Origin of the sequence: Bacillus sp. DNRA2, assembly GCF_012843265.1 — a bacterium.
Lineage (GTDB): Bacteria > Bacillota > Bacilli > Bacillales > Cytobacillaceae > Bacillus_BU.
In genome coordinates, this window is record NZ_JABAIT010000030.1 from 25357 (window position 1) to 37826 (window position 12470).

A 12470-nucleotide genomic window follows, 5' to 3' on the forward strand; every position below is an offset into this window, starting at 1 on the left:
ATAATTTTAATAAAATATATTTAGGAGAAATTCGAAACTTCCCAGTTGAAATACAAAATGCTGAAGAACATATGTATCATGCAAATAGCAATTTAGACTTTCATATCCACGCACCGGCCAATTCAGAGAAGACATTTAAATTTACACCTAATAAATTCAGTACTTATCAAATTTATTGTTCTATACCAGGGCACAAAGAAAAAGGGATGGTTGGCTTTTTGATTATTACTTAAATCGAAACGGGCTAAACGACCAAACTTCACTCCAAATTCCAAAGCTAACAATAAGCCAGAATAACAATAAAAGGCATACTCAAAAGTAAAACTTTCGAGCATGCCTTTTTGGATTAACGCCCCATTGCAATTTTTTTATTTTGCTTCAAGCTCACTTTCTGTCACCCATTTATGGTTTGTTACTTTTTCTCCATTTGTAGTCAGGGTAAAATCGATCATATAGACGGTCGTTTTTTCAGCTGAATCTATTACTGCGGTTACACCATCCATCCCCTTCATGTGGTCGGCATCTATCTTTACTTCAGTTCCTGGCTGCAAAGGTTCCGTCCCAGCATCAACGATTTCTTCCTGAATAACCCATTTGTGATTTTCAACTTTTTCTCCACCATCTTTTGGAGTATAAGAAATGGTATAGGCGATTGTATCGTAAGCACCAACAATGGTTGCTTCGGCGCCCTTCATTCCTTCCATATGACCTTCCTTAATATTAACCTTTTGACCGACTTTGTAGGTTGGGTTTTCTGCCTCTTCCAATCCCTTTGGCACTTCACTCGTTCCCGAATGATCCATCTTCATACTATGGCCTTGCATTGGTTGAGCTCCATTATCATTATTTCCAGAACAAGCTGATAGGATAATTGCAGTAACGATTGAGACAATGCCAATCACTAATTTTTTGTTTTTCATATTTATCACCTCAAAGTTTTTCTTTTCCTTGAACATCATAATAAAAACATATGTAGATAATATGAATTTTCAAAAAGTAAATGACAAAAGTCACATTTTTATAAAAAACATCAAAAAATATTAAAAGGGATTTAAGCACGTTATGCTGACTCACAGCAAATAACTTAAATCCCTTAATTTGTATAGTTTGGCGGGACCGCGTGGGAATCGACCCCTCCTGACCTGGCACGTAGATCACAGTCGGTTTGAAAACTTGTCACCTCGTCTGACCTCAACCTTTATCCCAACACTTTTAAAATAAAACAGAAATAATCTTCTCTACTTAAGTCTAAACTTAATAAATTTTATAAGGAGAAGTCCGTCCGTTTTCAATATGAACCAAGAGCTAGAACCGTAAATTTATTTGACTGACAAGGAGGTCTTTAGATGATCCAAGAGGTGCAAACACACTTCCATTCTTTTATAGTACATTTTCCAATAGCAATTATTAGTATTGCTACCTTCTATGATTTGTTTTGGATTTTGATCAAAAGAAAATTCACTCCGAAACAAGGGTATTGACTATGGCTACTGGGTTTCATTACGATGTGGATTGAGATTGGGACAGGTCCGGAAGATGACGCAGAGGGAATTTCAAACTTTTTTTCATCACATGAAAACATGGCCCTTCTTGCAACACTCATTACCTTTTTTGTGGTAGCAATTCGAACCTTGATGCTGTTAAAAAAGAAGGAACCCATAAAGACTATGTTAAAAGCTAAAAACCGCACAAGTGAATTTCACTGTGCGGTATCAATTATATTATGTATTGGCGGGACCGCGTGGGAATCGAACCCACCCAACCTGGCACGCAGGTCACAGACGGTTTTGAAGACCGCGGAGGACACCAGTACCCCATCCAGCCCCGATAAATAGCTTTATATCAACGTTTTCATGCAGTACCTACACGGTTTTTTCGTGAAGTTCCACACGGTTTTACACTTAATATCCACGGTTTCATTTTCCTATAATAATAAACATTTTTCAAGAAGTATTAGCCTTTAAAACCACAAATTTATATAATATCTTATCCTTAAATCTTAACTGAAACATTCTTTCCTTCTCACCACTAACAAGGTAAAAAAGTTAAATTTCAGACTGAATCTAATACTCTTATTCCGTAGCTAGCTGGATTTATTGATTATAAATCGAGGTCACCTAATTGTTAGCATAAATAATATTCCGGTATTCATAGTTCTTAGTGTGTACCTTCTAAATTTAGACTAAGCTTTATTTCCTGCCACTCTTGTTTAACTTCTCCATTTATTTTATGAAAAATCTTCGAATCCTGCTTAACGCCCGAATATGCTTTTGCAGATTCATATTTAACAAAACAATCAAGTAATTTCACAGATAATATTTCATTATTCTCATTATTTCTTTGGCTATGGAACAAGAAAATATCATGCAAACAATTAAAGATTGTTTTGTTTCTAAAATGCAAAACTTCAAGTCTTACATAAGCAGGAATTAATGTGCCTGCAAATAATGTTTGTGCAAGTATTGACACTAATTCAAGTTCAGTGGTTCTTATCAAAAGTGCCACAATAAATAAAGCGATAAAAGTCCCTACTTTAATTCTTTCCCGCTTTACCATTTCATGAGTTACTCTTTCAGCAAATAAGGAATTTTCAAATATATTTGCACCCAATTTTATAATTGAAGGTTCTAACTCATTGTTATAATAACCATTAGTCCTTTCATTATCTAAAGCAACATCAAACGATTTGGTTAATAAATGAACCCTTCTTTTATCCTCAACTTCAGGAATTTTTAAAATACTTAAATAGTTATCAATCACAAAGTATCCTGTCGTAGTTAAAATAAAAACAAGTATCAATAGATTTTTAACAAATGAGTAATTTTCCACAAAAAATACTGCAATTGATAAAGAAGCATTTATCCAAAATAGTGTACTAGTTGTTTTAACAAGTTTCTCAATAATATTATAATGCCTATCAAGGGAATCGTAACGTTCACTCATAAACAAACCTCACTTAAATCTCCGGAAATAGCTTTTGAATTCGTTCTTTTGCTATATTATTAAAACCATTTTCTTCGTACCATTTTACTTCCTGAATAATTTCCTTTGCCTTTGCCAAACGTTCCTTATATTTTTGAGAATCATCATAACTAGGTATCAAACTATCAAAAGAGTTATAAATATATTCCTTCAAAGAAGACAATCTTTTATAGTCGAATTTTGACACTAACCAGTTTTCTAATTCAAACGAATAAAAGTATCCGTCTAACTTGTTAGTATTCCAATACTTCATTAACCTAATTAAAGGTTTTATTTTAGAATTGTTATAAACATTTACTCTTGTTAGTTTTTCATTGAACCCCAATGGGTCGGTTGGCATCCATTGGGTTAAGATATTACGTTTGGATGGTATAGATAGTTTTCCCCAACTATCCTGTATAGCCGGCACCAACTCGAACTTAATGTGATTTAACTGTAAAACCATTGTTGGACTATCTTTATAAATTTCAGAACTCTGATAGTATACGTACATAAAGTCTTTCAGATATCTTAACAATGTCTCAGGTGTATAACTATTTGGATTCTTAAACACTACCATATAATCTATATCTGAACCTGAATCAACTCTCCGTGGTAGAATAGTCCCTCTCGTACTTGAACCAAATTGAAAATGGTTGTGTAATTCTCCGTTATCAAAATAGTAGTACAGACGTTTTGATAACGTTGATATTGAAGTTTGTATATTCCCGTTTTCTGTTGATGACAAGACTAGATTACTAGCAAGGTTGGTTAAGTAATTATTCACCGACACATTTCCACCCCATAAAATTTCATCTCATATATTTATTATATATTGTTATTTTATGTAATTTAACCATAAAATTTGTCATTTTACATAAATCAAGGAAATCCCTTTATACTAAATAGGGTATAATTATTGTAATGACTTATTGAGAAAGTGAGGGTTATGTTTGAATGATAATAAAGACTATTGGAATAATATTGGGATTAATTTTTATAGGAGTTGTTAAGGAGTTTAACAGTTTAAAACGATTATCCCAGGACATTGAATTTTTAAGTCAATACAATAATAATTATGTTAAATATTGTAATTTATATTTAGGCAAAAACATAAAATCTCCACAGGAATCTGAATTATTTATGAAACTAATTAGTGATGCACCAAAAGCCCAAAGGTTACTTTTAAGCAACGGATTAATAGACTATCAACCAGCAGGGGCAGGATATATAATAAAGAACTACGCTGTATTAGTTAATACCATTCAATCTATAAGAAATCCCATTTTATTATCTGAAGAAATAAATTGGATAAATAATATGTTAGTAATGCAAGGTTCACTGTATAATGAACTTTTTGAGGATATTAAAAGAGGAATCCGTAATCCCCTTATCTTACTAAGGGAAGGGGTGCAATTTATTGTCTCTCTTCCTATAACTCTTCTTTATTGGACTGGATTAATACAGTATTCTACTCAATATAAACTAACAAACAATATTTTTTTTAAAACGTTAAGTTTCTTGATTATTATCATCGGATTTATTTCTTCAATTTTCACTATCGCTTTAGGTTGGGAACAATTCAAAGAAATGGTATTTAATTACTTACATTTGTAAAAATAGAACGGACGTTACCAATAATGATAACGTCCGTTTTAATATTATGCCCCTTCATTTTCCATAACGGTAAAGTATTGTACGTTTGATTTAACGAGTACTAAATTTTCGGATAATGCTAATAGAGGACTTTCACCGCCATCCTCAAAAAGGTTTTTTATTTTGTTCCTAGCACGAATAAGAGAAGATTCCTCTAATAAGTGTCCAATTTCACCGTTAATTAAGTAGAACGTTACTTTATATTGTTTCAATTTCGTTCACCACCTCTCAATTAACAATAGTGAATTAAAGTATATTATTAGACTATTGTATCTTCTGTTGTCCTTGTTCCCATGATTTCAACCTATACATAAGCCCGATTTGTTCACCAATTCCCATCGATTTAACAGTGTAATCCTTTGGCATAATCCAGTTTATTAAATTATTAAAGTACTCATAGAAGAAAACATCAAACTGAATTAGTTTTTCTTTCCACTCAGATAAATCAACTTCTTCTCGATTTATCATTCTTAAACGGGAACCATTTAAGTTTATCGGCAAAAACTCATCATTCTCTCCAAGACCATCAATATAGAATGTACCACGATGTTTCAAATAATTATAAATTTCCCTAATTTCTTTAGTCTTTTGGTCATTAAAAAAATCAAAAACATATTTAGATAGTTTTTTTTGATTATGGAACCACAATTGCAACCTTAGATTTTGTTCATTACATTCCTTTGATAATTGTTCATATCTCTTTTTGTCTTGAAGTACTCCATAATCCTTATCCCCGAAATAAAAATAAAGAACCTGCCATGAAAGGTCAATACTATAATTATAATAGGCTAGTGAATCAAAAAGAAATTTAGACTTAATAAATTGTTTATGCAAATAATCATCTTTTCCTATAAGTTGTCCATAATTATCAACATTCATATAATCAATGGAAACTCTAGCATTTGATATTTGATAATAAACATCAACAATCTTTACACTAGCTGTTATTACATTAGGTAAATACTTAGAGTATTGAACTATCCACGGATTATAATTTAACCAATTTGATATATCAACCTTTTCCCTTAATTCTGTAACGTCCAATTAAAAATCCTCCTAGTGGCAATTCCTCATTTTATTATACAATGTAAATAATTAGAAAATAAGTGTTTTTGTATAGCAGATTCAATGTGCGTCATTATTTAGAAAAATTGATACAAGGTTTTGCATTTAATTTTCCTAGTAATTTTGACGAAGAACTTCAACCATGTGAAAAAAGAAAAAGGAATCGAAACATTTATGTTGATGCCCATTTGTAAAAATAAACAGTAAAGTGGAAATGAAAAAGAAATCCGCATCCTATAATGCTATTGTTCAAGTAATGGAATATTATTTACCTATTAATGATAGTGGATATATGATTGTTAAATTATGCTTGTTAGCTAACTACTTTCAAAAAGTATGATTAAACGCATTGGATTGCGATTCATATTTCCCAAAACATTATTAAGGTATACAATATAACAAAATTAGGGTTTTTATCTGTTTATCATTCCGTTAAAACTAATTCTTTGGGAACATGGTGTTATTCACGCTTCCCATCTCCTACTCATTTCCACTTTTCAAAAGGTTGCTTTTCTCCTGATTGTGCAAGTTCAACAATAAATTACCTCCATATTTCTAAAAAGTTCTTTTAATTAAATAAAAGGACTCCATCCAAAAACTATCCTTTAAAATTTGATATTGTAAGCAATTGGCTTAGATTCTTATACTAAACCTATTATGAAATAGGTGATAGTCATGAATGATAAGGTAGTAAATATCCACATTAAAGTCAAATATAATTACAGAATTTATCGTGGAATTGGAATAATCATATTGGAACATAGAGGAAGGATAAAAGAAACCCATTTCTGTACTCTTGAAAGGACGTGTAATCGTGCAATCATCGTAGCAGCAATAAATGCCTTTGAATTTTTAAAAGAACCTTGTAAGGTTAATCTATATCTTCAAACAAACATCGGTTTTAAGTTTTTAAATAACAATAAAAATTGGAGAAATAGAGATTTAGGTAAACAACTTATAAATGTTATAAATCAAGGAAATCACAAGGTAAATCCTATTGATAGTTCATTCCACGATGCAGGGAAAATTTATCAATCATCTTTAGAAAGAAGACTTTATAGATTTTATGATATTTTTTCAGTTTAAATTTATCATGCAAAAACAATATATCTCCACTCCTTCCTAATTTATTTTTTTATTAAAAATAGTTCACTTTTGAAATTACACAGGAAAATATTTCTATTATATAAACGATATAGTATTATTAAAATATAATATTTAAAGTTTCAGGAGTGAAATATTTGGATACATTAATAACTAATCCCATCATAGATGAGTACAAAGTAAGTAAAGAACTGTATAAAGATTTCTGTACAAAAATAGAAGGTTTAATAAAAGATATCCTTAAGCAAAAAAATCTTAACTACCATTCTATTGAATCAAGAGTGAAGGAAGAAAATAGTTTAGATTTAAAAGTTAAAAATTCTAATGGAAAATATACTTGTTTAGGTGAAATTACTGATGTAACTGGACTTAGAATAATTACTTACTTTTCAGATGATGTTGATATGATTGCAGAGATTATTCAAAAGGAATTTGAAATAGACAAATCTAATTCAGTCGATAAAAGAAAGCAATTAGACCCTGATAGATTTGGATATCTTTCTTTACATTATGTGGTTAAATTGAATGGTAATAGGGTAACATTACCAGAATATCAAAGATTTAAAGATTTAAAAGTTGAAATCCAAATTCGTTCTATACTCCAACATGCTTGGGCTGAGATAGAACATGATTTAGGATATAAAACTAAACATTCCATTCCTAGTCTAGTTAGAAGAGAATTTTCTAGGTTGGCTGGTCTTTTAGAATTAGCTGATGAAGAATTTATTAAGATAAGAAAAAACCTTGATGAATACAATGAGAATATTAAAGAACAAATAAAATCTAAACCCTCAAATGTTTTAATAGATAAATTAACCATTAAGCAATTATTAGAAGATAGAGAAAGTATTGCTAGTGTAATTGACTATGAAATTTGTAAGATTGCTAACGCAGAACGTCAGCATCCAGATGATAAAGTAGTAGAAGCTGATGTACAAAGATTAAAGTATCTAGGTTTAAATACAATTGATGATGTAATTAATTCCTTATATAAACATAAAAAAGCAATACTTAGGTTTGCACATGTATTACTTAAAGATAACGAAGACCATTATCTACTTCCAGGACTTAGTTTATTTTATTTAGCTTATTCTATAATAGGTAGTAAAGGGTCTGTGGAAGATATTAATGATTATCTTAACGAATTTACTATTGGCGAATTAGGGGATAGAGAAGATTTTGTGAATCAAATATTAGCCTTAATTAATTAATAAAAAAGCTACCATATGGTGGCTTTTATTGTTTAGAAACACTTGAATTATCTGATAATTAATCGATATTTATTTTTGCTAGAAAATTTTTTTAAAAGGTAATTTCCTACGTCAGCTATACCCCTCCCCACTGGTGGGGTATCCCCCATTGAATATTAATAATCAAGAAATGAGTCAGCAACAAGTACCATAAACTGGAATACGAAATTTTATTTTACTGATATTAGCTGTTCAGGATGTAGCCTATGCCTATTTAATAGGCTTCCCACCCTATAATTGCGTATTTCCAAAGAGAACACGCATAAATTAAGATATTTAAAAACCACCAGCTTATTAGCCAGTGGTATCAATGTTATAGTTTGAAAACCTTCATGTTATTCTCTATCTGTTCTTCAGTGATTCCTATGTATCGAAGCGTTATTTCAGGGTGAGAATGATTCAATATCATTTGAAGTTCTGCCATGTCCTTAAACTGTTTATAATGCCAATACCCAAAAGTTTTTCTCATTGTGTGAGTTCCAATACCTTCAGTTATATCCACCATTTCAGAAGCCTTATTTAGCTGTCTGTAAGCTTGTGTAGGTGTTATAGGCTTATCACCTTTACGACTAGGAAACAGCCATTCTGAATCCAATGAAGCGATATAAGACTGTATTTCTTTATAGATGCTATCAAGGTATATAGTTCTAGGCTTCTTTGTTTTTCCTTCCTGAATAACAAGCTTCTTCTTTCGCTTTACATCAGATACCTTCAGCTTCAGTATATCCCCCACACGTAATCCGGTATTTATTCCAATAAGGAAAAGTATGTAATCACGTTCACCACAGAATCTTTTCAGGCTAAACTTCATATCTTCAATCTGTTGCTTATCTCTAATAGGTTGTACATCTTTAATCTGATTAGCTGTTGTCATTTTTCTTCTATCCTTTCAGTTAAGTAAAATCAATATTTTGAATGTACGATTTTTTCAACTAAGGATAGTATATCAGCTAAAACGGTATGATACCATTAGATATGCGGAATCCAATGTATGTTTTTAACCACTTTCTTACATTGGATAAAACTTTAATATTTTGAATACCGTTAAAATTTCAGTCCACTACCGTAAATGTCAGGAACATGACAGGAACATGCCCTCGTATGACCTCTAAAACCCAGTCACATCAATACTTTATAGTGATAAAGGATTATAAAACATGCCCACGTTTGTCAGGCTTCTTGATATTTGCTGATGAATTTACCTTTCTGCTGGTTAAATAACAGAATTGCCACAGCTATCTATTCATCATCATCTTCTTCTGAATAATAATCTTCATCATTATCTTCAAACAAGGTAACACGTGGTGTTCCATACTCAAAATGTTCATCTAATACTTCCCATGCTACTTCGACAAATCCTCTAATCATTTTACCCCAATGAGTAAAGACATAAATAAATGCTTCATCATCTTCAAGCATTTCTTCTTTATTGTCTTGATTTACAAAAAATGGGATTTGATAAGATACATCAATATCTTGGTCATCGTCTTTTGTTCCCTCTATCCCATATCCTTTAACATCAAAATATATTACCAATAGCCCAATGGCTTCTTCATCTTCTGACGTCCGTCTATCAACAAATGCAATTGTTAATGAATACGTAGTAACATAACTATCAGCATGTTCCCTTTTGAACTCTTTCAAATCACCTAATGTTACAAGTTCAATGTTCACTTATATCACTCCCAATATTAACATCTAGTTCAATTTCCCTATATGTTCCAATCCATATCAATAATATTCTGAACCAAATGTTACAAAGAAAGGATAGACATTAAGGGAACTAATAGCCATTAAACCAAATCACTAATGTCTACCCCGCTATTCCTTCACGTCCAAATGAAGCAATCTAAGACTTCTGACAGCATATCATCCGGCACACTGTTGGAATAGGGTTTCTGTTTTAGCTAATAACAAACCATTACCTGATACACGTTAGTTGTTTTCTTTATATATTACTTCTTTAAGAATATCTCTTTTATCAAACTTTACTATAACTGAATCATCGAAGTTAATACCTTTGATTTCATAGGTGTCATTACCTTTATCTATCGTTTCTGCACTAGGAAGAAATAGAGTGGTTACTTCACCATAAGTACCATAAACTTCATTATCTATATAACCTTTAATTTCTTCTACCTTCTGTCTAAATTCCCTTAAATCCTGTCTGTTCAGGTGTTCTAGTTCCTTGTCTAGCCTTTGAATTTCCTTGTCTACTTCTTCGGGTGAAGTTTGAGAAGCTGTTGAAGAACAACCACCTAAAAACATTAAACATCCTACTGCAATTAATAATTTTTTCATGTTATCCCCCTATCAAAAATATTATACAGAAATAGTAATTAAACCGATATATCGAATCGTACAAAAAACATACATATACACAAAAAAACAGCCGACCAGCTGAAATCAATCAACTAGTGGGCTTCGTGTTTGCTACCTTCATCCTTCATCATTTCGGACTGGAACTAACGGTAGTTCTAATGGAATCTTGCGTGATAATCGATGGTAGTTTACTTCTTACGTTTTTCTTGAAGCTTCTGTACAATAGCCTTCTCTGTTTCAGGAAACATAGCTTTCAAAGTTGCATTAGGCATTTTACCGCTTCTACCAGCCACGTAAGGATTTACGAATATTCGTGTGTACTTTTTTCTGTTTTTCATTCCTTCACCGATAAAGAAAACATTCGTACCATACAGCTTACATCCTAAAAGCTTATTCTTCAGTGTAGATGCTTTTGTGTAGTTCAACATTTTTGCCAGTTCATTTAATTCAATAGGCTGACATCCATCTTCTACCGGATTTTGTTGCTGGTGACAGAGTACACCTGATTCCACATTGATAAAAGGCAGTACCATGAATAAAAGGTAAAGATTCTTAGGTGTATTAACAGATTTACCGTTAGCATCCTTTTCCTTGTATAACGCTTGAATCTGTCTATCATAAGCTTTTACTGTTTCAGTTCCACCAGTACCCCCCTTAGATGCTTTCCCTTTAAAGTGGTACTTACTATTCCATTTCAGTCTGATTTCAAATCTGCCCAATAATTCTTCTTCTAAGATTTCTGTTTCAATCATCTTTTTATAGAACTTGTAAAATTCCTTTTCGTTACTGATTTCTAATAATCCCCTTAAATCCTTCTTCAGTAAGTATCTATTGTTATTTGTCATTAGATAGCTTCCTTTATCATCGTAGGAAACATAAGTACCTAGAAACATGATTCTAGCCTTTTCCATATCATTAAACCGTACATCCTGATGAAAAGCTTTCAGTGTATCTACTAACATGAAGGTAACCCCCCCTACTACATCAGTGAATAATTCATAGTTCTTTTTGTTGTCGTAGTATTCTTGTTTTCTTTTTAATACATCATTATCTATAATCGTCTTTCCTACTAAATCACTTTTCTTGATGTAATCTTCAAAAGTACCATCTTCAAACACAATTCTTTCTGTTTCTAATCCCTTAAATGTTGTCATCTTCAGCTTCCCCTTTAATTTGTGATTCAGAAGCTATTCCCTAGCTTACAAAAAGCTTTGAAAATAGGTTTCTGATACTACGTCAAGAAAATAGACACAGATTTTTCTACCGCGCTTTCGCTTGGTGGCCTTTATAAAAAAGTTTAAATATAGAGCGATTTAAACTTTTTTATAAAGGTAAAATCAAGCTGCAGAATTTCTATACATCCGCTCAAATTCGTTTGGTGTAAAGTAATCCAATGTTGAATGGATTCGCTTGGAATTGTAAAAAAATTCGATGTACTCAAATAGCGCTTTCTTCGCATCTTCTCTTGTTATAAATCCCGTTTGATAAACGAGCTCACGCTTAAGAATACCGTGAAAGGATTCAATACAAGCATTGTCATAACAGTTTCCTTTCCGGCTCATGCTGCCTATCATATTGTACTTATTTAATAGTTTCTGATATTCAGAGGAGGCATATTGGACACCTCGGTCTGAGTGATGAATAACGCCTTTCCTTGGCTTTTGACGCTTGTAAGCCATTTTTAAAGCGGAGATAACCAATTCCTTTGTCATGGTTTTGTCCATGGCCCAACCTACTATTTTACGAGAATATAAGTCCATTACGGTCGCCAAATATAACCAGCCCTCATTGGTCGGAATATACGTGATATCCGTTACCCATAACTGGTTTGGTTTATTAGCTTTAAATTGCCGATCTAGAATGTTTTCACTTACCGGATGATGATGCTTAGAATTTGTCGTAGCCTTATATTTCTTGACGGTACAAGATTTCCAATGGTTCTTGGTCATAATTCGAGAAACTGTACGCTCACTCACCTTCACACCCCGTCTATTCAGGGTTTTGGCGATTTTAATACTGCCGTAGCGTTGTTTAAATTCTATATGGGTCTGAAGAATCTTTCGTGATAATTTCTCGTGTTGTTTCTGCCGGTTACTTTTTGGTCGATTTAGC

The 12470-nt window shown here is 32.1% G+C and carries 13 protein-coding genes and 1 tRNA gene; 3 read left to right on the plus strand and 11 right to left on the minus strand.

Annotated features, from left to right (window positions below; translation table 11 throughout):
• Window positions 1–368 precede the first annotated feature (368 nt).
• From HHO41_RS19335 to HHO41_RS19350, 4 genes are all read right to left on the minus strand, one after another.
• On the minus strand, window positions 369–920 hold the full coding sequence (locus HHO41_RS19335) for a YdhK family protein (RefSeq protein ID WP_169101758.1): 552 nt from the start codon (window positions 918–920) through the stop codon (window positions 369–371).
• A gap of 809 nt (window positions 921–1729) precedes the next feature.
• Window positions 1730–1826: transfer RNA gene (locus HHO41_RS19340), tRNA-Sec, on the minus strand.
• 331 nt (window positions 1827–2157) lie between these two features.
• Complete coding sequence (locus tag HHO41_RS19345) at window positions 2158–2943, minus strand: hypothetical protein (protein ID WP_169101760.1); 786 nt, start codon at window positions 2941–2943, stop codon at window positions 2158–2160.
• Between the two features lie 13 nt (window positions 2944–2956).
• A complete protein-coding gene (locus HHO41_RS19350) occupies window positions 2957–3748 on the minus strand; it encodes an SMODS domain-containing nucleotidyltransferase (protein WP_348981330.1) in 792 nt (263 codons plus the stop codon).
• A 170-nt stretch (window positions 3749–3918) separates the two neighbouring features.
• Between HHO41_RS19350 and HHO41_RS19355 the strand changes: the two genes are divergently transcribed.
• Window positions 3919–4578, plus strand: coding sequence for a hypothetical protein (locus HHO41_RS19355; RefSeq protein WP_169101764.1), 660 nt, complete (start codon window positions 3919–3921; stop codon window positions 4576–4578).
• A 44-nt stretch (window positions 4579–4622) separates the two neighbouring features.
• On the opposite strand, the gene HHO41_RS19360 is transcribed toward HHO41_RS19355, so the two are convergent.
• A complete protein-coding gene (locus HHO41_RS19360; protein WP_169101766.1) occupies window positions 4623–4829 on the minus strand; it encodes a hypothetical protein in 207 nt (68 codons plus the stop codon).
• 52 nt (window positions 4830–4881) lie between these two features.
• On the minus strand, window positions 4882–5661 hold the full coding sequence (locus tag HHO41_RS19365) for a hypothetical protein (RefSeq protein ID WP_169101768.1): 780 nt from the start codon (window positions 5659–5661) through the stop codon (window positions 4882–4884).
• A 696-nt stretch (window positions 5662–6357) separates the two neighbouring features.
• Between HHO41_RS19365 and HHO41_RS19370 the strand changes: the two genes are divergently transcribed.
• Together HHO41_RS19370 and HHO41_RS19375 are read left to right on the plus strand one after the other, a co-directional pair.
• Window positions 6358–6768 (plus strand): ribonuclease H family protein, encoded by a 411-nt coding sequence (locus HHO41_RS19370; protein WP_169101770.1) that lies wholly within the window; start codon window positions 6358–6360, stop codon window positions 6766–6768.
• 155 nt (window positions 6769–6923) lie between these two features.
• Window positions 6924–7997 carry a GTP pyrophosphokinase gene (locus tag HHO41_RS19375; protein WP_169101772.1) on the plus strand — a complete coding sequence of 358 codons (1074 nt, stop codon included), beginning with the start codon at window positions 6924–6926 and terminating at the stop codon, window positions 7995–7997.
• A gap of 352 nt (window positions 7998–8349) precedes the next feature.
• Here HHO41_RS19375 and HHO41_RS19380 read toward each other — a convergent pair whose 3' ends face one another.
• The 5 genes from HHO41_RS19380 to HHO41_RS19400 form a co-directional block, all read right to left on the minus strand.
• Complete coding sequence (locus HHO41_RS19380) at window positions 8350–8910, minus strand: tyrosine-type recombinase/integrase (protein ID WP_169101774.1); 561 nt, start codon at window positions 8908–8910, stop codon at window positions 8350–8352.
• A 365-nt stretch (window positions 8911–9275) separates the two neighbouring features.
• Window positions 9276–9710: a hypothetical protein gene (locus tag HHO41_RS19385; protein ID WP_169101776.1), complete on the minus strand. Its 435-nt coding sequence runs from the start codon at window positions 9708–9710 to the stop codon at window positions 9276–9278.
• A gap of 261 nt (window positions 9711–9971) precedes the next feature.
• Complete coding sequence (locus HHO41_RS19390) at window positions 9972–10337, minus strand: putative periplasmic lipoprotein (protein WP_169101778.1); 366 nt, start codon at window positions 10335–10337, stop codon at window positions 9972–9974.
• 209 nt (window positions 10338–10546) lie between these two features.
• A complete protein-coding gene (locus HHO41_RS19395; RefSeq protein WP_169101780.1) occupies window positions 10547–11512 on the minus strand; it encodes a hypothetical protein in 966 nt (321 codons plus the stop codon).
• A 183-nt stretch (window positions 11513–11695) separates the two neighbouring features.
• Window positions 11696–12470 (minus strand): IS3 family transposase (locus HHO41_RS19400; RefSeq protein ID WP_169101782.1); only part of this gene is annotated, 775 nt, incomplete at its 5' end.

Coding starts and splice junctions, on each gene's coding strand:
- HHO41_RS19335 (WP_169101758.1), bottom strand. CDS start 920: ATGAAAAACAAAAAATTAGTGATTGGCATTGTCTCAATCGTTACTGCA.
- HHO41_RS19345 (WP_169101760.1), bottom strand. CDS start 2,943: ATGAGTGAACGTTACGATTCCCTTGATAGGCATTATAATATTATTGAG.
- HHO41_RS19355 (WP_169101764.1), top strand. CDS start 3,919: ATGATAATAAAGACTATTGGAATAATATTGGGATTAATTTTTATAGGA.
- HHO41_RS19370 (WP_169101770.1), top strand. CDS start 6,358: ATGAATGATAAGGTAGTAAATATCCACATTAAAGTCAAATATAATTAC.
- HHO41_RS19380 (WP_169101774.1), bottom strand. CDS start 8,910: ATGACAACAGCTAATCAGATTAAAGATGTACAACCTATTAGAGATAAG.
- HHO41_RS19390 (WP_169101778.1), bottom strand. CDS start 10,337: ATGAAAAAATTATTAATTGCAGTAGGATGTTTAATGTTTTTAGGTGGT.
- HHO41_RS19395 (WP_169101780.1), bottom strand. CDS start 11,512: ATGACAACATTTAAGGGATTAGAAACAGAAAGAATTGTGTTTGAAGAT.